This is a genomic window from Rothia nasimurium (assembly GCF_035916755.1).
Taxonomy (GTDB): Bacteria; Actinomycetota; Actinomycetes; order Actinomycetales; family Micrococcaceae; genus Rothia.
Genome location: NZ_JAYWIX010000001.1, coordinates 66788 through 87917 on the forward strand (window position 1 = coordinate 66788; position 21130 = coordinate 87917).

At 61.8% G+C, this 21130-nt stretch carries 17 protein-coding genes; 15 read left to right on the forward strand and 2 right to left on the reverse strand.

The genetic code is table 11. The annotated features are described in order from the left end of the window. Window positions 1-77 precede the first annotated feature (77 nt). The gene (locus VSX42_RS00290; RefSeq protein ID WP_326502445.1) at window positions 78-1541 is read right to left on the reverse strand and encodes a serine/threonine-protein kinase; all 1464 of its coding nucleotides are present in this window, start codon (window positions 1539-1541) and stop codon (window positions 78-80) included. Between the two features lie 107 nt (window positions 1542-1648). Between VSX42_RS00290 and VSX42_RS00295 the strand changes: the two genes are divergently transcribed. Next, a complete protein-coding gene (locus tag VSX42_RS00295) occupies window positions 1649-2020 on the forward strand; it encodes an Rv2175c family DNA-binding protein (RefSeq protein ID WP_237185446.1) in 372 nt (123 codons plus the stop codon). 83 nt (window positions 2021-2103) lie between these two features. On the opposite strand, the gene VSX42_RS00300 is transcribed toward VSX42_RS00295, so the two are convergent. Next, window positions 2104-3216, reverse strand: coding sequence for a polyprenyl synthetase family protein (locus VSX42_RS00300; RefSeq protein WP_326502446.1), 1113 nt, complete (start codon window positions 3214-3216; stop codon window positions 2104-2106). Between the two features lie 125 nt (window positions 3217-3341). Between VSX42_RS00300 and dinB the strand changes: the two genes are divergently transcribed. The 14 genes from dinB to VSX42_RS00370 all read left to right on the forward strand — a co-directional run bounded on the left by dinB (window position 3342) and on the right by VSX42_RS00370 (window position 21116). Continuing rightward, a complete protein-coding gene (dinB, locus tag VSX42_RS00305) occupies window positions 3342-4625 on the forward strand; it encodes a DNA polymerase IV (protein WP_326502447.1) in 1284 nt (427 codons plus the stop codon). A 142-nt stretch (window positions 4626-4767) separates the two neighbouring features. Continuing rightward, window positions 4768-5166, forward strand: coding sequence for a DUF3040 domain-containing protein (locus VSX42_RS00310; protein WP_326502448.1), 399 nt, complete (start codon window positions 4768-4770; stop codon window positions 5164-5166). Window positions 5167-5466: 300 nt separating this feature from the next. Then, window positions 5467-5901, forward strand: a complete 435-nt coding sequence (gene mraZ / locus VSX42_RS00315; RefSeq protein ID WP_135011380.1) for a division/cell wall cluster transcriptional repressor MraZ — start codon at window positions 5467-5469, stop codon at window positions 5899-5901. 46 nt (window positions 5902-5947) lie between these two features. Continuing rightward, window positions 5948-6943: a 16S rRNA (cytosine(1402)-N(4))-methyltransferase RsmH gene (gene rsmH, locus VSX42_RS00320; protein ID WP_326502449.1), complete on the forward strand. Its 996-nt coding sequence runs from the start codon at window positions 5948-5950 to the stop codon at window positions 6941-6943. After that, complete coding sequence (locus VSX42_RS00325) at window positions 6940-7623, forward strand: hypothetical protein (protein WP_326502450.1); 684 nt, start codon at window positions 6940-6942, stop codon at window positions 7621-7623. The genes rsmH and VSX42_RS00325 overlap by 4 nt, the downstream gene beginning before the upstream one ends. A gap of 125 nt (window positions 7624-7748) precedes the next feature. Then, a complete protein-coding gene (locus tag VSX42_RS00330; RefSeq protein WP_326502451.1) occupies window positions 7749-9599 on the forward strand; it encodes a penicillin-binding protein 2 in 1851 nt (616 codons plus the stop codon). Between the two features lie 69 nt (window positions 9600-9668). After that, window positions 9669-11363, forward strand: a complete 1695-nt coding sequence (locus tag VSX42_RS00335) for a UDP-N-acetylmuramoyl-L-alanyl-D-glutamate--2,6-diaminopimelate ligase (RefSeq protein WP_326502452.1) — start codon at window positions 9669-9671, stop codon at window positions 11361-11363. A 15-nt stretch (window positions 11364-11378) separates the two neighbouring features. Further along, the gene (locus VSX42_RS00340; protein WP_326502453.1) at window positions 11379-12974 is read left to right on the forward strand and encodes a UDP-N-acetylmuramoyl-tripeptide--D-alanyl-D-alanine ligase; all 1596 of its coding nucleotides are present in this window, start codon (window positions 11379-11381) and stop codon (window positions 12972-12974) included. Between the two features lie 21 nt (window positions 12975-12995). Next, a complete protein-coding gene (gene mraY, locus VSX42_RS00345) occupies window positions 12996-14114 on the forward strand; it encodes a phospho-N-acetylmuramoyl-pentapeptide-transferase (RefSeq protein ID WP_326502454.1) in 1119 nt (372 codons plus the stop codon). After that, window positions 14114-15649, forward strand: coding sequence for a UDP-N-acetylmuramoyl-L-alanine--D-glutamate ligase (murD, locus tag VSX42_RS00350; protein ID WP_326502455.1), 1536 nt, complete (start codon window positions 14114-14116; stop codon window positions 15647-15649). The genes mraY and murD overlap by 1 nt, the downstream gene beginning before the upstream one ends. A 117-nt stretch (window positions 15650-15766) precedes the next feature. Then, the gene (locus VSX42_RS00355; RefSeq protein ID WP_326502456.1) at window positions 15767-17548 is read left to right on the forward strand and encodes an FtsW/RodA/SpoVE family cell cycle protein; all 1782 of its coding nucleotides are present in this window, start codon (window positions 15767-15769) and stop codon (window positions 17546-17548) included. A 99-nt stretch (window positions 17549-17647) separates the two neighbouring features. Beyond that, window positions 17648-18745, forward strand: coding sequence for an undecaprenyldiphospho-muramoylpentapeptide beta-N-acetylglucosaminyltransferase (murG, locus tag VSX42_RS00360; protein ID WP_326502457.1), 1098 nt, complete (start codon window positions 17648-17650; stop codon window positions 18743-18745). Next, window positions 18742-20232: a UDP-N-acetylmuramate--L-alanine ligase gene (gene murC, locus VSX42_RS00365; RefSeq protein WP_326502458.1), complete on the forward strand. Its 1491-nt coding sequence runs from the start codon at window positions 18742-18744 to the stop codon at window positions 20230-20232. Before murG ends, murC begins: the two co-directional genes overlap by 4 nt. Continuing rightward, window positions 20232-21116 carry a cell division protein FtsQ/DivIB gene (locus tag VSX42_RS00370; protein ID WP_326502459.1) on the forward strand — a complete coding sequence of 295 codons (885 nt, stop codon included), beginning with the start codon at window positions 20232-20234 and terminating at the stop codon, window positions 21114-21116. The genes murC and VSX42_RS00370 overlap by 1 nt, the downstream gene beginning before the upstream one ends. Window positions 21117-21130: the final 14 nt, after the last annotated feature.

Here is a 21130-nt window from a genome sequence, read left to right on the forward strand (position 1 = left end):
CAAGAGGCAGGGCCACGGCGGCTTTTTCTTTGTGTGGCTTCTACGCAGGCACTAGGGCCGGGCAGAAATGGGCGGGGCTAGAGAATCAGGCTGGCCAGCCACCAACCCACAAAACCTGCGGTCACAAAGCCCAGCAGGACCAAGGCTACAAGCAGGGCCAGGGCGACGGTGGACAGGGGCGGACGCCAGCGCTCAGCAGGGGTACGCCGCTGCGCGTCGGTCCACTGGGCGGGGTCGGAGGGGCGCACCGAGGCTGCTTGCGGGGCGGACGCGGGTGCGGCGTCCGCGCGCTCGCTACGGTAGGCGGCAGCCCGCTGCCGGTTATAGCCGGCCGAGATAGGGGGCTGCTCGACCACCGCCGGGTCCTGGTCAGCTTCATGCTCAGAGAGCTGGGCATCGAGGACGGCCTGGGTTTCGGTCTTGGGCCCAACCCCCGGGAAGTCTGTGGGCGCGTAGACCTCAACGGGGGCGTCCGCGGCAGAGCGAACAGCCTGCTCATGCTCGCTGGGTGGGCCAGAAGAACCTGCATCGAGTAGGTCATCGGCGGCCCCAAAGGCGGTGATAGCGGTCTGTCCGTGGCGTACCCGCCCCGACTGTTCGGCGATGTCGGCGACGTCCTCCCAGAGGGTGGTAGTGGGCTGGTCTGCCTGATCTAGACGGTAGCCCTTTTCCTGGTCGCTGGCGCGGGCCTCAATATCGCGCAGGGCCCGGTAGAGTTCGGTGGCGTCCTGGGGGCGGTCGCGGGGGTTGCGGCGGGTGCACCAGCTCACCACACCCGCGATATCGGACGAGATGCCCTCAGCCAGGTGGATCAGCGAGGGAATGTCGGTGTTCATGTTGTGGTAGAGCACCTGCTGGTCGTTATCGGCCCCGGCAAAAGGCATACGGCCGGTGAGCATGCGGTACATCATCACGCCCAGGGCAAAAATATCGGCAGGAGGCCCGACGGGCGAGGCAACGTCGAGGATCTCGGGAGCCACAAAGGAGGGGGTGCCCATGAGCTGGCCGGTAGCGCTCTGGTCGGCCCTGCGCGTCAGGCCAAAGTCAGAGAGCTTAACGCCCTCTGTATCGGCCTCTAAGAGAATGTTGGCGGGCTTAATATCGCGGTGGATCAGGTAGTGGGCGTGCACCTCAGACAGGCCCTCAACCGCAGGGATCATGACATCGAGCATCTCGCCCACCGACAGAACCGGGCGTAGCTGCATGAGCTGGGCCAGGGTGCAGCCGTGTACGTATTCCAGAACTAGGAACATGACCTGTTGGCCGTGCACCAGCTCGGTGCCCTCGTCGATGACGCCCACCACGTTCTCATGCTGAATCTTCTTGAGCGCCGAGCCCTCCCTAAAAAACTTCTGTTGCTGGGCGGGGTCGGTAGAGAGATGGGGGAGTAGGACCTTGAGAGCCACCGGGTTATCTGACCACAGGTCAACCGCATGGTACACCTCGGCCATGCCACCGCGCGCAATCAGGTGGCCCACCTCAAAATGGCCCTTGAATATCACCCCGGTCAGCCAGGGGGCAGCAGAGAAGTCATCAGTCATCCTCACCATTGTACGGGCGGCCCCTGGGAAGAGGCCGAAAACTCTCCTTGGGAGCTCTCGGGCGGGCTTGCCTACCGATTCCCCGGTTTCTGGGGCACAATGGATAGGTGACTGATGAAAAAACTACACCCGAAGTAATTGCTCTGGTTGGCGACTGGCTGACCATCCCCGATATCGCAGAAGCCCTTGACCTCAAGGTCACCCGCGTCCACAACCTGCTGGCTGACGGAACCCTGCTGGCCGTGCGCGACCCCGAAACCGGCGTCCGTAAGGTCCCAGCCCTCTTCATGCGCGAAGACCGTGTGCTTGAGCCCCTCAAGGGCACCCTGAGCGTGCTGGCTGATGCCGGCTTCACCGCAGAAGAAGCTATCGTCTGGCTCTACACCGCTGACGAGACCCTGCCGGGCCGCCCTATCGATGCCCTGATTGACGGTCGCAAGACCGAAATCCGCCGCCGTGCCTCGGCCCTGGCCTGGTAAGGCTTTTAAAGATTTAGATAGAGAACAGCAGGCTCACACTCCGGTGTGAGCCTGCTGCGTTTTATCAGCTCTACAGTGGCGCGCTAGAAGGAGCGGTGCAGGGCCTTGGCCGCGATGGCCTGCAGGGCCTGCTGTACGGACGCTTCGAGGTCGAGGGCTTCAAGGGCGGCTAGGGCTTCGTCCCCCTTGGCTTGAATCATCTCTTCGACAGCCTGGAGGGCGCCGGAGTCCCGCATGAGGCGCTGGAGCTCTTGGATGGTTTCTGCCTCCAGGGTGGGGGAGCCCAGGGATTCTTCGAGGAAGGCCCGTTGATTGGCATTACTCTTCATGGCGGTAAAGGCTGTGAGGACGGTGCGCTTGCCCTCTCGCAGGTCGTCCCCGGCAGGCTTGCCGGTGGTTTCGGGCTTGCCGAAGACCCCCAGCACGTCATCGCGCAGCTGAAAACCTTCGCCCAGGGGCAGGGCAAAGGCCCGGTAGCCGGTGACCAGTTCGGAGGTCTCCCCGTGCTTCAGACCAAGACCCAGGGCCCCGCCCAGGGCAATGGGATGTTCGCAGGAGTATTTAGCGGCCTTGTAGCGAATCACGTTCTTGGCCCGTTCAAGGGCAACTTCTGGCTTTTCTTCGGGAACGACTTCGCCCACAATATCGAGGTACTGGCCGGCCATGACCTCGGTGCGCATCAGATCAAAGATAAAGCGGGCCTCGCTGGCGGCGGTAAGCTCAGGAATAGACGAGAACACCATTTCTGACCACGACAGGCACAGGTCCCCGGCCAAGATAGCACTTGATACACCGAAGGATGAGGAGCTGGTCTTATAGCCCAGCTCCCGGTGCATGGCCTCGAACCGGCGGTGCACGCTGGGGGCACCCCGTCGGGTATCGGAAGCGTCGATGATGTCATCGTGGATCAGGGCTGCGGTCTGGAAGAGTTCAATCGCCACACCCGCCCGAACGATGGACTCGGTCACTCCCGTTCCACCGGCTCCGCGGTAGCCCCAGTAGGCTAGCAGCGCCCGAAGACGCTTACCGCCGGTGGAAAGGGCGCGGACGGACTCCAGCAGGGGCAGGGTCTCAACCGAGACGGTTGCCATAAGTTCCTGCTGGGTATCAAAAAAGCGGCCCATCTCGGCTTCGAGAGCCTCAAGGTAGGCTGCGGACTCGTCGGGGCCGGTAGCGGGGGCTGGCTGGGGGGTCATGACGTCCTTGGGTCTGGGGATAGCTCTGCACACCAGTCTAGTAGATAGGGGCCTGCACCTGGTCAAAACGTACCTGACTGGCTAGGATAGATTAGAACATAGTTTCGATAGATGGGGGTGGGTTGATGGGCCAGCAGACTACTCAGGGTGTGCGTTCGGACGCCCCTGCCCGCATCATCATGCACCTCGATATGGACGCCTTCTTCGTCAATGTCGAACTTCTTACACGGCCCCAGCTGCGCGGGTGCCCACTCATCGTTGCCCGCAATTCGCCGCGCTCGGTCGTCCTCTCCGCCTCCTACGAAGCCCGCCGCTACGGGGTGCGCTCAGCCATGCCCCTGGCCCGTGCCCGCCAGCTCTGCCCAGCTGCCCTGCTGCTGGAGCCGTCCGCCCACTATCGCAGCTACTCGGCCCAGGTCATGACCATCTTGGGAGCCATCACCGACCGCCTAGAACAGGTGAGCGTTGATGAAGCCTTCCTTGACCTCACCGGCGCCGTCCGTGCCCAGGGGAGCCCCGTTGATATCGCCCAGCAGGCCCGCGACCGCATTAAAACCGAGCTGGGCTTACCGAGTTCCGTAGGGATTTCATCGAGTAAATTCGTTGCCAAGATGGCTTCGGCCGGGTCCAAACCCAACGGCCTCTGGGTGGTCTCGCCCCACCGGGTGCAAGAATTTCTCGACCCTCTGCCGGTTGGCAAGCTCTGGGGCGTCGGAGCTAAAAGCGCCGCCTACCTTGAGGGGTTGGGCATTCATACCGTCGCCCAGCTACGGGAATACGACCTGCCCTGGCTCCAGGGCCGCTGTGGGCAAGCAGCAGGCCTGCACCTCTATGAACTAGCCCGCGGCATAGACCGCCGCGAGGTCACCCCTGAGCGCATCGAAAAATCAATCGGAGCCGAACACACCTTCACCACCGACCAGATCGATGCCGAAGCGATTGCCGCAGAACTCTACACCCTCTGCCTAACCGTCGCCCGACGGCTGCGGGCTGCCGGGCGGCAAACCCGAACGCTCAGCCTCAAAATCCGCTACTCGGACTTCGAAACCCTCACCCGCTCCTGCCCCTTACCCCTTGCAACCGTATCTGGTCGCGTCATGTTTGACGCCGTTATCACCCACCTCAAGCAGCTCGAGGTCTTACAGGCCGACGGCTCCTCCCGGCGGTCAATACGCCTGCTCGGCGTGCGCGCAGAAAAACTTGAAGGGCGGGACGCCGGTGTGCAGATGCAACTCTTCACTCCGGGTTCACCCGGAGCGGCTAACCAGGCTGCCTTGCCGACCCAGGATTCCCTTGCCGAAGAATGGGAAGAAGCCGAAAAAGCCATGGACACCATCAACGCCCGCTTTGGTGCCAAGGGCCTGCTCCCCGCTAGCCTGCTCACCCCTGGCGGCCGAAAAGAGCGATGAAATGAGAGGTCATTTTCAGGGAGCGTCTAGGCTGCACCCAAGGGCTACCGGTAAGATGAGTAGACAACCTAACGCGCACTCGCGTATGGGCTGCTCGCCCCATCTGCGCGTTCAGGCTCATCGCACAAGCTAAGGAGACACCATGGCGCTTTCAGAACGGGAACAGGAACTGCTGGCCCAGCTCGAAAAGCAGCTCAACGACGACCCCGCCTTTACGTCAACCATGACCGGCCCCCAGCCCCTGGTGGCTCCCGCTGTTACCTCATCCCCCCGCAACCTCGTCATTGGTGCCCTCGTTGCCGTTGTTGGCCTGGGTGTTATTATTGCCGGGGTGTCCACCAAGATTATTCTTTTGGGCGTTCTCGGCTTCGTGTTAGCAGCTGCCGGAGTCTACTTTGCCACCACCGCCCCCAAGGGTGCGAAAGCTGCCGGTGGTGGAGCGTCCGCTCACCCAGCTCCCTCAAAAGCGAAAGGCAACTCCCGCTTTATGCAGAACCTCGAAGATAAGTGGGACGAGCGCCAAGGTGGCTCCCGCTTCTAATTCTCCCTCCTGATTTTTATCCACCGCCCGGTCTGCGCCGGGCGGTTTTTGTATGCCTCAAACGTCATATATAGAGCGGCGGGAAGATCCCCCACAGATGGGTCTCGAACAAGCCCGAGAGTGGGTGGTGAGCTGCAAGGACGGTATTCCGTGTGAAAACACTCAAAAACCCGGTAAAAATTCCGTATTTGGTACATTCGGTGGGGCATAGTGGAGTAAAGTGGAGGGGATAGAACAACACTGGTGTAGTTTCCCTCCTGCTACAGGGGAACAAGGACGACAGGTAGAGGCGGTGGTGCCATGTTCCTCGGAACCCACACCCCGCGTCTGGACGCCAAGGGGCGCCTGATTCTTCCCGCGAAATTTCGCGAGCAGCTAGAAGCAGGGCTTGTGCTCACCCGCGGGCAGGAGCGTTGCCTCTACGTCTTTACCATGACCGAGTTTGAGCGCATCCACGAGCAGCTGCGCACAGCTCCTCTGTCGTCGAAGCAGGCACGAGACTACATCCGCGTTTTTCTGTCGGGGGCCTCAGACGAGGTGCCCGATAAGCAGGGGCGAATCACCATACCTCAAAACCTCAGAGACTACGCCGGGCTGGAAAAAGACCTCACGGTCATCGGCGCAGGCTCACGGGCAGAAATATGGAGCACCGAAGCCTGGGAGGCCTACCTGAAGGAACAGGAAGAAGCCTTCTCTGGCACCGATGATGAAATCCTGCCAGGGCTTATGCTCTAACCCCACAGACCGCGGACCACAAAACCACCAACACGAGGAGCATCCCTTGACTCAGGTAGAGAACCTCTCACCCGGCAAGGACGCCAAAGACAGGCACGTGCCGGTCATGCTAGACCGCTGCCTCGACCTCCTCGCGCCCGCAATCTCCCGACCCGGCGCTGTTGTAATCGACGGGACCCTCGGCATGGGCGGGCATTCTGAAGCCATGCTCGAGCGCTTCGAAGACCTCACCCTCATCGGTATCGACCGAGACCTCATGGCCCACAAGCTCGCCGGTGAGCGCCTGGCCCGCTTCGGCGACCGCTTCATCCCTGTGCACGCCGTGTACGACGAGATTCCGCGTGCCATGGCAGAAGCCGGCGTCACCCAGGTCGACGGTGTGCTCTTTGACCTGGGTGTGTCGTCCATGCAGCTTGATGAACGCGAGCGCGGCTTTGCCTATTCCTACGACGCCCCGCTCGATATGCGTATGGACAACACCGAAGAGCTCACCGCCGCCATCGTGGTCAACACCTACGACGAAGCAGAGCTGCGTCGGATCATCCGCCAGTGGGGTGAAGAAAAATTCGCAGCCCGCATTGCCTCCCGTATCGTAGCGGCCCGCGCCGAGCGCCCTTTTGAAACCACAGGCCAGCTGGTCAAGGTAATCCAGCAGGCAGTCCCCGTTGCAGCTCAACGCAAGGGTGGGCACCCGGCTAAGCGCACCTTCCAGGCCCTGCGTATTGAAGTCAACCACGAGCTCGATGCCCTAGAACGCGCCATACCCGCAGCAATCGACGCCCTCAACCTGGGCGGACGCTGCGTGGCCATGAGCTACCACAGCCTCGAAGACAAAATCGTCAAACGAGCCTTCACTGCCCGGGCTACCTCAAGTGCTCCCAAGGGTTTCCCAGTCGAACTTGAGGAGCACAAACCCGAACTCAAAATCATCACCCGCGGTGCTGAACCCCCCACCGAGCAGGAGATTGAAGAGAACTCGCGGGCGGCGTCCGCAAAACTGAGGGCAGCAGAAAAAATCAAGACACCAAAGGCAACACGATGAGCGCGGAACCCCGTTTCCCCACCTCAACCGACGAGGGCGGGCAGCTGAACAAGCCTCGCCTGTCTGTGGTGCGAGACGAACCCCAAGAAGTAGCCCCCGCCCGCCGTCCTCTCTCACGCTCCCGGGCCCTGCGCGCTACCTCCAACCGTTGGCGCGTCTTCGTGGCTCTGGGCGCCATGCTCGTTGCCCTGCTCACCGTGCTGGTGCTGAGCATCGTCATGGCCTCCCGCCAGTATGACCTGGTTGAGCTACGTGCTCAAGAGCAGGCCCTAATCCAGCAGAATGAGGCCCTGGCCCAGGAAATCGAATTTCACCAGGCCCCCCAGGACCTGGCTATCCGCGCAAGCCAGTTAGGGCTGGTAGCTGCCTCTAGCCAGGCCACTCTCGACCTGCAAACGGGTGAAATCACCGGCACCCCCCTGGCTGCTGTTGAAGGCGAAGCTGCAACAAAGAACCTGATTGCACCCCCTGCCCTGGCCGACACCCAGGCCTACGAAGAAGCCAGCGCCCGAGCCGAGGAACAGCGCAAGAAGGAAGAAGCCGAAGCCAAGGCCTCAGCAGAAGCATCAGCCAGCGCTGCCGCTTCAGCAAGTGCCCAGGCCTCAGCTCCTGCCAGCGCCTCACCCGCGGCCCAGACCTCAGCCCAGCCGTCCGCTGCGGCGAGCGCAGGCGGTCAATAGCAAGCGCGTGATACGGTGCCTGCCCTGGTGGCGGGCACCTGTTCGCCTTATGGGCTAGCGGGCCTACCGCGCGGCGCGCGGGCCACAGTAAAGAGTGAACCACAGCGGAAGAGAAATAGGGGACGATGAGCGGCACTGAGCAGAACGAACCCGTACAGGGCATCAAACGCACCGTTGGGCGGCGCGGCTTTATCGCGGGTACCCTGGGTATCGGTGGCCTGGGCGTCGTGGGTCTGCGCCTTGCCTGGTTGCAGGGTCTTGACCCGAACGGTCTAGCCGACGCTGCGAAGGCCCAGCGTACCCGTAAGCAGACTATCCCGGCCCTGCGCGGGGAGATTCTCGATATCAACGGCAACGTGCTGGCGCGCAGTGTGCAGCGCTACAACATCACCGTTGACCAGTCTGCCGTGGCGAACTTTAAACGCTACACCGAGGAAAGTCGTGACCCGGTTGAGGTGACCCCCACCGAGCTGGTGTATGAGCTGGCCGATATTCTTGAAATGAGTGACGCCGATGTGAAGGCGGCGCTCGATGGCGACCTCAAATACAAGATCGTGAAGGAGAACGTCACTCCTGCGATCTATAACAAGGTAGATGCCCTGGGCGCTCCCTATATCTACGGTGAGATTCTGTCTGACCGTAAGTACCCTAACGGCCAGGTGGGTGGCTCGGTGGTGGGCCGCTTTAGCATTATTGAAGAAGCCGTGGACGGTACCAGCGGTGAGACCCGCCAGGTGAATAACTCGGTGGGTATCGAACGCACTATGGGGGAGCACCTGGCCGGTATTGACGGTGAACGTATCTACGAAATTTCAGCCGACGGCATCCGTATCCCTATTGGTGATGAGCAGAATACCCCTGCCCAGGACGGTAAGAGCGTGCGCCTGACCATCAACCAGGACGTGCAGTACTTTGCCCAGCAGGTGGTCAAGGCCCGTGCTGAGGAGTTGAAGGCTGAGTGGGGTACGGCCATTGTGATGGACGTGCGTGACGGCTCAATTCTGGCCCTGGCAGATTCTTCGACCATGGACCCCGGTGCGGAGCGGTTTGAGCTGGCCGATATGATTCCCCGTGCTATCACCCAGGTCTTTGAGCCTGGCTCTACCGAGAAGATTTTGACCACTGCTGCCGTCTTTGAAGAGGGCATTGCCGAACCTGAGACCGTCTACGATGTGCCTGCTGAGCTCGAAATTGACCAGCAGACCATCACCGACCCTTTCGTGCACCCTGCCCAGAAGCGTACCGTTGCCGGTATTATTGCTGACTCGATGAACACCGGTACCGTCATGATGGGCAGTAAGCTCACCAAGGAGCAGCGCTACAACTGGCTTAAGAAGTTTGGCATGGGGGAGTTCACCGGTATTGAGCTGACCGGTGAGTCCCAAGGCCTGGTCAGCGACTGGCGAGACTGGGATATCCGCCAGCAGTACACGGTTCTCTTTGGTCAGGGTGTTGCCCAGTCGGCCCTGCAGACTTCCATGATTTTCCAGGCTATGGCGAATAAGGGGGTTATGCTCAAGCCCCGAATTATTGACGCTGTGATTGATACGGACGGCACCGAGGAAGTCCGCGAGGTCGCTGAAGGCACCCGCATGGTGAGTGAGGAAACAGCCCGTAAGACCTTGCAGGTGATGGAAGCTGTGGTTTACCAGGGTGGCGCTAAGGGGGCCCAGATTAATGGCTACCGGGTTGCCGGTAAGACCGGTACCGCAGAAAACGTGGGCGAAGGTTCTAGCACCTATGACGGCTGGACCACCTCTTTTGTGGGGGTCGCTCCTACCGAGAACCCTCGCTTCCTGGTCTCGGTGACCATGCACCGCCCCACAACCACAGCCTCTGCTGTCGGCCTGGCCAACACTACGGCCCAGTTTGCGGAGATTATGGAGAAAACTCTGCACATCTACAATGTGCCGCGCTCCACTACCGAGCCGCAAGAGACCCCTAAGTTCGCTGAGGGCCACGACGAAAACGGCTAAAGTAGACCCTATTAGCACTCGCGCCGCACAGCGCACCTTGACTTAGACCGCCCATTGGAGGGAAAGCCCGTGACAGAAAACCGAGCACTTGAGGGCAGCGCCCAGACGCTGCGCCCCCGCCAGGTTACCGAGCGCACCTGCGCTGAGGTTGCCGACTGGCTGGCCGAGGTGGGCCTAGAGGCCCAGCTGGTGCAGGCGTCCGCCCGCCCCATCACGGGTATCACCATGGACTCTCGCGAGGTGCAGCCCGGCGACCTCTACGTTGCCCTGGGCGGAGCTAAGGTGCACGGGGCTACCTTCCTGCCCGCAGCTGTTGAGCTGGGAGCGTCCGCCCTGCTGACCGATGAAGCGGGCCTTGAGATTGTGCGCGAGCTGGGGCTCCCAGAGGGGCTGGGTCTTGTAACCACCGACCAGGTACGGGCCGCTGTGGGGCCGCTCTCTGCCCGCATCTACGCCTCCCAGCCCAGCAGCGGGGGAGCGCCCCGTCTCCTTGCGGTGACCGGCACCAACGGCAAGACCACCACCACCTACATGACCAACTCGATCATGCAGGCCCTGGGCCACACCACCGGCCTGATTGGAACTATTGAGATTCTTGCAGGTGGCCAGGCTATTCCCTCCAAGCTCACCACCCCCGAGTCCCCCCATGTTCACTCCCTGATCGCTCTCATGCGCGAGCAGGGTATTACCAGCGCAGCGATGGAAGTTTCTTCGCATGCCCTGGACTACCGCCGGGTTGATGGCATCCGCTACGACGTTGCGGGCTTTACCAACCTGACCCAGGACCACCTGGACCTGCACGGCACCATGGAGAGCTACTTCGACTCCAAGGCTGAGCTCTTCACTCCGGCCCGTACCCGTCGCGCCGTCATCACCGCCGACGACCGCTGGGGTCTTGCCATGGCAGAGCGCGCTGTCCAGGCTCTGGGGGCCCGCGCGGTGGTGCGCCTCTTCACCAACTTTGGTGCTGGCTATGAGCCGGGGGCGGACGCTCTCACCTCCCTTGCTGCCCAGGATTGGGCTCTGGTGCAGGTAGAGCGCTCCGGTATTGGCCACTCCTTTACCCTGCGCCGTGGCGACGGTTTTGAATTGCCCAGCGCCACCTTACTCCCGGCAGACTTCAATGTCTCGAACGCTGCCTTAGCTGCCGTGATGGTCTTTGAGAGCGCCCGCGACGGGCTAGAGCGCGACCGCATTACCGAAGCGCTGGCTCGCACCGAGACCCTGACCCCCGTTGTCCCCGGCCGCATGCAGCTGATTTCTACCGAACCCACCGCCCTGGTGGACTTCGCCCACAACCCCGATGCCCTGAAACGTGCGCTTGAAGCAATCGAGCCGGCAGATAGGGACGGCAAAGTCATTATCGTTTTCGGTGCAACCGGTGAACGCGACCAGACCAAGCGCCCCCTCATGGGCAAAATTGCGGCCACCTACGCCGATATCGTAGTGGTCACCGACGATGACCCCCACGGCGAAGACCCTGCCCCCATCCGCGAGGCTGTTGAGGCCGGTGCTCTTGCGGCTCTTGAAGCCGGTGCCCGCGCCCACCGGGTGCTTAACATCGAGCCCCGTGCCGCTGCCATTGACGAAGCTATCGCCCTGGCCGGCCCCAAGGACTCGATTCTGGTCGCTGGCCGCGGCCACGAGGTAGCCCAGGACGTTGCCGGTACCGATATCGACCTTGACGACCGGGTAGAGACCGCCCGCGCCCTTCATGCTGCCGGCTTTAGTGTGCTCCCGGCCTACCAGAACCACCAGAAGTAACCTAAAGGTAAACCTATGATTGAACTTTCAGTGCTTGAGATTGAAGAAGCTGTAGCGGGTACCCTGCTGGGCCTAGACTCCGCCGGTGCTTCTGCCCTGACCTGTACTTCTGCTACCACTGACTCCCGTGAGGTCGGCCCCGGCTGCCTCTTTATCGCTAAGCCCGGTGAGGTAACGGACGGCCATAACTTCCTACCTTCTGCCTTCGAGCAGGGGGCTTCTCTAGCTCTTGTTGAACGTGAGGTTCAGGACGCCGCCGGTAAGCCCTACCCCTCTATTCTGGTGGACGACGTTGTGCTGGCTATGGGCCGTCTGGCCGCCTACATCGTGGCCCGCCTGCGTGAGTGCGGCGACGTGACGGTCGTGGGTATTACCGGTTCTGCGGGTAAGACCACCACCAAGGATCTACTGGCAGCCATCTTTGGCGCTGAGGGCAAGACCGTAGCCCCCATCGGCTCCTTCAACGGTGAAGTCGGAGTGCCGCTGACCGTTTTCCGGGCCGAAGAAGACACCAAATATCTGGTCATTGAGATGGGCGCTGACCGGGTAGGCAACATCAAGTACCTGACCGACATGATTTCCCCGGACTACGGGGTTGTGCTCAAGGTGGGCACCGCCCACGCCGGTGAGTTCGGTGGCGTCGATAACATCGAAGCGACCAAGGGCGAGATGGCAGAGGGCGTCCGCCTGGGCCTGAGCCTGAACATCGACGACTACCGGGTGCGCCGTATGCTGAACCGGGCGTCCACCCCCGTCACCTACTTCGGCGTTGAGGGGCGCGAAGCGGAGCTGACCCACACCGCTAACCCCGGCGTGGCAGAAAACCGCATCACCGCGTCCAAACTCACCACCACCGATGAAGGTAAACCCGCCTTCACCCTGACCTTCCCCGACGGGCAGGCCTACGACATTAGCTCCCAGCTCATTGGCGAACACCACGTCCACAACCTTCTGGCGGCAGCCACCGTTGCCTACCAGGTAGGAATTGCTCCCGCCCGCATTGCCCAGCAGCTCAACACCGCTGGGGCAGCCTCCAAGTGGCGTATGCAGCGTACCGACAGGGCCGACGGCGTGACCGTCATTAACGATGCCTACAACGCCAACCCCGAGTCCATGACCGCTGCCCTGCAGACCCTTGCCCAGCTGGGCCGTCTGCCCTCCACCAACCGAACCTGGGCCGTGCTCGGTGCCATGCTGGAACTGGGCGACCAGACCCTGACCGAACATGACCGCATCGGCCAGCTGGCAGTACGCCTCAACATTTCTAAGCTCATCGCCGTAGGCGATATCGCCAAGCCCATCTACAACACCGCCCACCTGGAAGGCTCCTGGGGCAATGAGGCGACCTGGGTTGCCAACACCGAGGAAGCCTTCGAAGTCCTGCGCGGCGCCCTAGAGCCGGGCGATATCGTCCTCTTCAAGTCCTCAAACGGGGCTGGCCTGGGCCTTCTCGGCCAAAAAGTTGCTGACTATGAGGGCAACCTCACCCACCATGAAGGTGATAGTGGGCAATCACAGCCCTGGTTAAGCGCCGGTGACTTTGTTCAGGCACTAAACTCAGACAGTGGCGCCCAGCCCGATGCTGCCGCCAAGACTACAGATAACTCATAACCGGGAAGGCACAGACACCACATGATTTCCATCCTGTTGGCTGCCGCTTTCGGCCTGATCATCTCGATCGCCGGAACCCCGCTCTACACCAAATGGTTGGTGAAGCAGCAGTTCGGCCAGTTCATTCGCGAAGACGGCCCCACCTCACACCAGACCAAGCGGGGCACCCCCACCATGGGCGGCGTCATGATGATGGCAGCAACCGTCCTCGGCTTCTTCCTGGCGCTGGGTCTCTCAGCCCTGCTCACCGGCACCACCCTGGCCCCGTCAGCCTCGGTACTGCTGGCAATGTTCCTCATGCTGGGCATGGCGGGCGTTGGCTTCATCGATGACTTCCAGAAGATTTGGAAGAAGCAGAGCGAGGGCCTGACCCCCAAGGGCAAGATTGTGCTCCAGGGGCTGATTGGTACCCTCTTTGCTGTGGGCGCCCTACTGATTAAGGACGAACGCGGCTGGTCACCTGCCTCCTTCAACCTCTCCTTCACCCGCGATATCTCCTGGCTCGATTTGGCCTTTGCCGGGCCTGTGGTGGGTATTATCCTCTTCATCATCTGGGCCAACCTGATTGCTACCGCCACCACCAACGCGGTAAACCTCACCGACGGCCTGGACGGTCTGGCAACCGGTGCGGCCATCATGGTTTTCAGCGGCTACCTGCTGATTTCTATGTGGCAGCAGCAGCACCTGTGCGCTCCCGGCTCCCTCGATAACGTCTGCTACGAGGTACCCGATTCAGGGCAGATGGCTATGCTGGCTGCCTCCCTGATTGGCGCCCTGATCGGCTTCCTTTGGTGGAACACCTCACCGGCCACCATCTTCATGGGTGATACCGGTTCCCTGGGCCTGGGCGGTGCGTTAGCTGCTTTCGCTATCATCACCCGCACCCAGATGTTGCTCCCCATCATTGCCGGCCTCTTCGTCATGATTGCCATCTCTGTCATCCTGCAGGTGGGCTACTTCAAGATGAGCGGCGGTAAGCGCATCTTCCGCATGGCCCCCCTGCAGCACCACTTTGAGCTCAAGGGCTGGACCGAGGTCAACGTGGTCATCCGCTTCTGGATCCTAGCAGGCCTGTTTGTGGCCATCGCCCTGGGGATCTTCTACGGTGACTGGCTACTGAGCAACGGAGGTGTCTTCTAATGAAGGCAAGTAACGCAAACCCCGTCTACGGCTATGAGCGCCTGGAAGCGCTGACCAGCTGGGAATCCGACTGGGGCGGCCTGCGCGTGGTCGTAGCGGGCCTGGGTATCTCTGGCTTCTCAGCCGCTGACACCCTCATTGAACTGGGCGCCCGCGTAGTTGTGGTGGACGGTAACGATAACGAAATCACCCGCGGCAAGGCAGATACCCTCAAGATTGTGGGCGCCGCCGGTTCGGTGCTGGGCCCCGGAGCCATGGACGCCCTTCCCCTGGTCGAGGGGCAGCCCGCCGACCTCGTGGTCACCTCACCCGGACTTGCCCCCACCATCGGTATTCTGGCCGATGCCGTAGCCCAGAAGATTCAAATCTGGGGCGATGTAGAGCTAGCCTGGCGCTTGCGCCAGCGCGAAGGACGAAAGGTCGCCCCCTGGCTGGCTATTACCGGCACCAACGGCAAGACCACCACCGTGGGCATGACCGAATCTATCCTGCAGACCGCAGGCTACAAGGCCATTGCCGTGGGCAACGTCGGCACCCCCATCCTGGATGCCCTGCGTGACCCCGTCGACTACGACTTCTTCGCCGTGGAGCTCTCCAGCTTCCAGCTGCACTGGACCTACTCCATGTCGCCCTTAGCCTCTGTCGTGCTGAACGTGGCAGAAGACCACGTCGACTGGCACGCTGGCTACGAGAACTACCTGGCCGATAAAGCCCGTATCTACGAGAACACCCAGGTAGCCTGCATCTTCAACGCCAACTACCCCGAGATCGTACAGATGGTCGAAGACGCGGACGTCGTCGAGGGTGCTCGCGCCATCGGTTTCTGGGCTGATACTCCCGGTCTTTCCATGCTGGGTGTGATTGACGGTCTGCTCATTGACCGGGCCTTCCTCGATGACCGCCGCAACCAGGCCCTGGAAGTGGCCGAAGTTGCAGATACCGGCCAGCTGCCGACCAAGCACACCGTAGAAAACGCCCTGGTTGCCGCTGCCCTGACCCGCGCAGCCGGTATTGAACCCGAACAGGTCAAGGCAGGCTTGCAGAACTACGAGCCCGGTGCCCACCGCATCCAGCTGGTGGCCAACACCCACGGGGTGCTCTGGGTCAACGACTCTAAGGCCACCAACCCCCACGCAGCGAATGCTTCGCTGGCCTCCTTCAACCCCGTGATTTGGGTAGCCGGTGGCCTCTCGAAGGGCGTGACCTACGATGAGCTGGTCGCTGAGCACAAGGACCGCCTCAAGGCCGTGGTCATGATCGGCACCGGCACTGCCGCCCTGGTATCAGCCCTGGCTGAGCAGGCCCCGGATGTGCCGGTCTACAAGATCAGCGAAAGCTCCCTGCTGGCCGATGCCACCGACGGACGAGCCGTTATGAAACTGGCGGTTGCCAAGGCCCACGAGATTTCGGAACAGAACGACACCGTGCTCATGGCTCCCGCAGCAGCCTCAATGGACCAGTTCACCTCGTACGCAGAGCGCGGAAACGCCTTCATCGACGCGGTGGCTGACCTGGTCAACCAAATTAACTCCTAAAACCTATCGGTGTGGAGGGCAGGCAACCGGTAGCCACTGGTTTCCCACTCTCCCTCACCTTTAACCGCACCTTTGGCGCGGGGCGTCCTACCACGAGAGAAGAGAAGCGAGAAGACTATGAGCCTGGCAGCAGAAACCCGGTCACCGCAGCGTCCTGGCTTTTTCCGACGTGTCTGGGGGCTAGGGCGTGCCAAGTGGGAAGAAGCCCAGGTACGTCTGGGGGCTATGGTGCTGACCGACGTGCCGATTGTGCTGGTAGTGACCGCCACTGTGCTCACCCTCTTTGGTGTGATGATGGTGCTCTCTGCCTCAAGCGTGGAGCAGATTTCATCGGGCGCAGGTGCCTTCAGCCAGGCCCGCTCCCAGGGTATGTTTGCGGTACTGGGTCTCGTTGCAATGGTGCTCGTGGGCTATCTGGTGCCGGTCACCTGGTACCGGCGGCCCTGGGCAGTGCACTCTCTGCTGGGAATCGCAGCCCTGCTGCTCATCGCCGTAATTTTTGTGGGTACCACCGTCAACGGTAACCGTAACTGGATCAACATCGCAGGTTTCTCGATCCAGCCTTCAGAGTTCGCCAAGCCCATCATGATTCTCTGGCTGGCCTCGGTCTACTCCCGTCAGGGGCGCATCGACCGCGGGACCCTGGCCCAGACTGCCTACAAGGGGCTCGTTCCTGCCTTCTTAGGCTTTGGCCTGATTGTCACCCTGATCCTGGCAGGCCACGACGTGGGCACGGTGCTCATCTACGCCCTCTTCTTCAGCGCAATCTTCCTGGCAGCCCGCCCCTCCCGCGGGCTAGTGACGATTAGTGCGGGCCTGGGCACCTTGGCCGCCATCATGATGGTAGCCATCAGCCCCAACCGCATCGAGCGTCTCTTCAACACCTTTGCCTTCTGGCGCGACTGCGTTGAGGCCACCTGCGACCAGGCCAACTCTGGCCTGGCAGCACTCGCTACCGGCGGCTTCTGGGGCGTGGGCCTGGGCCAGTCCCGCCAGAAGTACAACTACCTGCCTGAAGCCCACAACGACTACATTTTCGCGGTGGTCGGTGAAGAACTGGGTCTGATTGGTGCTATCGCCGTCCTGCTGCTCTACGCAGCCCTAATCTACTGCGCTATGCGTATCCTGCTGCGCTCCTCTGACCTCTTTATCCGCTACGCCACCATCGGCATCATTACCTGGATTGCAGGTCAGGCCTTGCTCAACATGGCTATGGTGGTAGGGCTTATGCCCGTCATCGGTGTGCCCCTGCCCTTTATTTCTGCTGGTGGCTCCGCTCTGGTGTCGTCGCTAACCGGCATCGGTATTCTCATCGCCTTTGCCCGCCAGACCCCGCTCAACCCAATTGTGGGGGAGCGCACAGGTATTGCCAACAGCAAGATGCAAAAGGACGCCGCCCGCCGCCTTGCCCTGGCCCGTATCGCTGAGCGGGAGCAGGCTATCATCGCCGCAGACCCGGAGGGCACCGGCTGGACCCTAGAAAAACTCACCACCCGCCTGGGCGCTCTCGTCGACGGGCGCTCCCCGGCCCGACCGGCGGCATCCGCCCCCCAACGTCCCCAGGGGAATGCACGCACTGTGAGGCCCTCGGCAGCTACGGCGCGTCCGTCCGCCCAGACTGTCCGCCGGTCAAGCCCCCTGTCAGCTGAAGCCAGTGCTGAGGCCGCTATGGCTCGACGCTCTAGTTCGGCGAGTGGGGCCCGCCCCTCTATCAGCGTGCAGCAGGCTCACACCCGCACCACCGCAGGCCGACCCCAGCAGACTGCCCGCCCGGCTGCGCCCACCACCGCATCCAAGCCACAGACCACCGAGCCGCAAGCCCCTGCTCCCAAGGAGCAAAAACTGCCCGCTGGCCTGCGCACTATCCGCAAAGCCCGCAAGCTCCCCGAGGAACACTAAGGGGGTAAGGTGGCTCACGACCAGGGGCCTCAAGGTGTGCCTGTGGCCCAATCCGCGTAAACTAAGGGTCGAAACAGAACACCAAGGGAGTGAAACCTGATGACCCACGCACCCACTGTCGTGCTGGCAGGCGGAGGCACAGCCGGGCATATCAACCCCATGCTGGCTATCGCCCGAGCCCTCCAGGAGCGCGAGCCCGATGTCACCATCATGACCGTCGGCACCGAAAATAGCATGGAGGCCCGGCTCGTACCGGCAGCAGGCTTCGACATCAGTTTTATCCCGAAGGTTCCCTTCCCCCGTCGCCCCAACCTTGACGCCCTCAAGTTTCCCGGCCGGTTCCGGGCCTCGCTCAAGCAGGCTGAGAAAATTCTGACCGACACCGGGGCGGAAGTGCTGGTGGGCGTAGGCGGTTACGTGTGCACCCCCATGTACCTGGCAGCCCGCAAGCTGGGTGTGCCCGTAGTAATTCATGAGGCCAACGCCAAACCCGGCCTCGCCAACAAGGTGGGCGCGAAGAAGGCTGCCCTGGTGGCTACTGCCTTCCCCGATACCCCCATCGCCGGTGCTCGCACTGTGGGTATGCCCATGCGCAAGAACATCGCCGATCTCGACCGCGCCTCTGAACAGGGTGCTGCCCGGGAGCGTCTGGGCCTTGATCCGGCCCTGCCCACCCTGGTGGTCACCGGCGGCTCCCTGGGAGCCTTGAGCCTCAACCGGGCAGTTGCCGAAATCATCGACGAGATTGGCCCGGCTGGCTACCAGCTGCTGCACATCACAGGTCGTGACAAGGCGGTTAAGGACGAGTCCGGCCAGCCCCGCACAGCCCCCGGCTACCAGCAGGTTGAGTTCATTACTTCCATGGAAGATGTCTACGCAGCTGCTGACCTTATGATTGTGCGCTCTGGTGCGGCAACCGTCAGCGAGGTCGCAGCCGTGGGCCTACCGGCTATCTTTGTTCCCCTGCCTATCGGCAACGGTGAGCAGGCTCTCAACGCCCGTTCCCTGGTGGCTGCCGGGGCAGCCCTGCTGGTAGACGATTCAGATTTCTCCGCTAGCTGGTTCCGCCAGAATGTACCGGCCCTGCTAGCAGACACCGATAAACTTACCGACATGGCAGAAAAGTCCTACCGGCACGGCATCCGCGATGCCGCGCAGGTCATGGCAGACGAAGTACTGAAGGCGGCCCGCGCATGAGCACCTCACTAATGGATCTTTCAATCGACCTTCCCGCTCCCCTCAACCCTCCCTTCCCCGAGCGTCCGGCCCTGGCCGACCTGGGCCGGGTGCATTTTGTGGGTATTGGTGGGGCCGGCATGTCGGCTATCGCCCGGCTGATGCTGCGCGCCGGTATGACCGTGAGCGGGTCTGACCAGGCCGAGAGCGCTGCAGTTGATAGCCTGCGTGAACTGGGTGCCCGCGTGTCGGTACCCCAGGCAGCTGAGAACATCGAGGATGCGGACACCGTAGTCATCTCAACCGCTATCCGCGAAGAAAACCCTGAACTCGTTGCCGCCCGTGCCCACGGCCTGCGCGTGCTGCACCGCTCTGAGGCTCTGGCCGCAACCATGCGGGATTCGAAGGTGATTGCGGTCGCCGGTACCCACGGCAAGACCACCACCTCATCCATGATTTCGGTGATGCTAGACGGCCTGGGGTTGGACCCCTCTTTTGCGGTCGGCTCTACCATCGCCGGCTATAACACCAATGCCCACCTGGGGGCGTCTGGGCCGGAGTCCTGGTTCGTGGCTGAAGCCGATGAATCCGACGGCTCCTTTGTGCGCTACCGCCCCGAAATCGCGGTTATTACCAATGCCGAGCCTGACCACCTGGACTTCTACGGCACTAACGAGCGGGTCTTTGAGGCTTTCAATCGCTTTATCGCCTCCATGGCTCCCGGTGGCGTTTTCGTCACCTGCGCGGATGACGCCGGCGCGGCTACCTTGGCCGCGAAGGCGGCGGACGCCGGTGTTCAGGTCGTGACCTACGGCGAGGGGGAGGGCGCCATGGTTCGCCTAACCGGTATTACCTCCGAGGGTACCGACTGTTCCTCAAACCTGGTCTGGGACTTCACCGTAGGTGGCCAGCAGTTCGCGGGGCAGATTACCCTGACCCTGCCGGTGCCCGGTATTCATAACCAGCTCAACGCTACGGCGTCCTTTGTCTGTGCCCTGCTGGCAGGCGCCAGCCCCGAAGAGGCCGTGAAGGCGCTGGCCCACTTCTCGGGTACCGACCGCCGCTTCACCCTGCACGGTGAAGCTGCCGGGGTCAAGGTCTTTGATGACTACGCCCATCACCCCACCGAGGTACACCGTGCCCTGGAAACCGGCCGTACGGTCGCTGCCGGGCATAACCTCTACGTCATCTTCCAGCCCCATCTCTTCTCCCGCACTAAGGAGTTCGCTACCGAGTTCGCTGAGTCGCTGTCTCAGGCTGACCGTAGCTACGTGCTCGATATCTACCCCGCCCGCGAGAAGCCGATGGAGGGCGTAACCAGCCATCTCATCACCGAGGCCGGTTTCTCCGAGGTGCACTACGCCGAAAGCATCGACCAGGCGATTGACGCTGTTGTAGCAGCCGCCCTGCCCGGCGATATCATTATGACGGTTGGTGCCGGTGACGTGACTGCCCTGGGGCGGGTGCTGGTAGAGAAGCTTTCTGCCCGTGAAGGTGCTGCACTCTAGTGACCGATGAAAAGAAGCCCCGTATTCGCCTGAATTCCGCTAAGGTAAGCCAGCTACCAGGGGCTGGCGATAACCTGGTGGATATCTCTGAACACAGTCGTTTCGCCCAGTGGCGCCAGGCCCAGGAAGAGGAACGGCAGAGCGAGCCTCAGAGTCTGCCTTCTGCTCCCGTGCAGCTGCGACCCAAACGTCGGGCGGCCGGTAGCTGGAAGAAATGGGCCTACGGGGCAGGTGCCCTGGTGCTCGCTACCCTGATTTTTGTGGGGGTTGTTTTCTTCTCGCCCCTGCTGGCTACCCGGACGATTACGGTAGAGGGTGCTTCTTTGCTGGATGAGGCTACCGTGCAGCAGCAGCTGAGCCAGCTCCAGGGAGTTCCCATGACCCGTATTAGCGAGTCTGAGGTTGCTTCTCTAATCGGCAATGAGAATGTGCTCTACGGGGTGACTCTGCAGGCAAATCCTCCCCACGAGCTGGTGGTGCAGTTGCATGAGCGGGTGCCCGTGGCTGTGGTGGAGAACGAGGGTAGCTTCGTGCTGGTTGATAATGAGGGAGTGCAACTGGGCACCGCGGCCTCGGTTGAGGGCGCCGGCGTTCCGCTGGTTGCCGGAGGCCTGGATATTCTGGGATCGGCTGCTTTTAGTACCGTAACCGGTGTGCTGGCGGCCTTGCCAACCTCGATTCTGTCTCGGGTGTCTGAGGCTAAGGCCGACTCTGCATCAACCATTACCCTAGAAATGGTGGACGGAACGCAGGTGGTTTGGGGAACCCCGGAGGATAGCGACCTTAAAGCTAAGGTTCTAGTTCAGCTTATGGACTCGGTGGGTAGCCAGCAGGTCGTAGAAACCTACGATATCTCAAGCCCCCTCGTCCCCACCGTAAAATAGTTTCAACTTCTACC

Excerpts from the sequence above, each read along its gene's own strand:
- dinB (WP_326502447.1), top strand. The coding sequence starts at position 3,342 with ATGGGCCAGCAGACTACTCAGGGTGTGCGTTCGGACGCCCCTGCCCGC.
- VSX42_RS00310 (WP_326502448.1), top strand. The coding sequence starts at position 4,768 with ATGGCGCTTTCAGAACGGGAACAGGAACTGCTGGCCCAGCTCGAAAAG.
- VSX42_RS00325 (WP_326502450.1), top strand. The coding sequence starts at position 6,940 with ATGAGCGCGGAACCCCGTTTCCCCACCTCAACCGACGAGGGCGGGCAG.
- murC (WP_326502458.1), top strand. The coding sequence starts at position 18,742 with ATGAGCACCTCACTAATGGATCTTTCAATCGACCTTCCCGCTCCCCTC.
- VSX42_RS00300 (WP_326502446.1), bottom strand. The coding sequence starts at position 3,216 with ATGACCCCCCAGCCAGCCCCCGCTACCGGCCCCGACGAGTCCGCAGCC.
- VSX42_RS00340 (WP_326502453.1), top strand. The coding sequence starts at position 11,379 with ATGATTGAACTTTCAGTGCTTGAGATTGAAGAAGCTGTAGCGGGTACC.
- murG (WP_326502457.1), top strand. The coding sequence starts at position 17,648 with ATGACCCACGCACCCACTGTCGTGCTGGCAGGCGGAGGCACAGCCGGG.
- mraZ (WP_135011380.1), top strand. The coding sequence starts at position 5,467 with ATGTTCCTCGGAACCCACACCCCGCGTCTGGACGCCAAGGGGCGCCTG.
- VSX42_RS00330 (WP_326502451.1), top strand. The coding sequence starts at position 7,749 with ATGAGCGGCACTGAGCAGAACGAACCCGTACAGGGCATCAAACGCACC.
- murD (WP_326502455.1), top strand. The coding sequence starts at position 14,114 with ATGAAGGCAAGTAACGCAAACCCCGTCTACGGCTATGAGCGCCTGGAA.
- VSX42_RS00290 (WP_326502445.1), bottom strand. The coding sequence starts at position 1,541 with ATGACTGATGACTTCTCTGCTGCCCCCTGGCTGACCGGGGTGATATTC.
- mraY (WP_326502454.1), top strand. The coding sequence starts at position 12,996 with ATGATTTCCATCCTGTTGGCTGCCGCTTTCGGCCTGATCATCTCGATC.
- VSX42_RS00355 (WP_326502456.1), top strand. The coding sequence starts at position 15,767 with ATGAGCCTGGCAGCAGAAACCCGGTCACCGCAGCGTCCTGGCTTTTTC.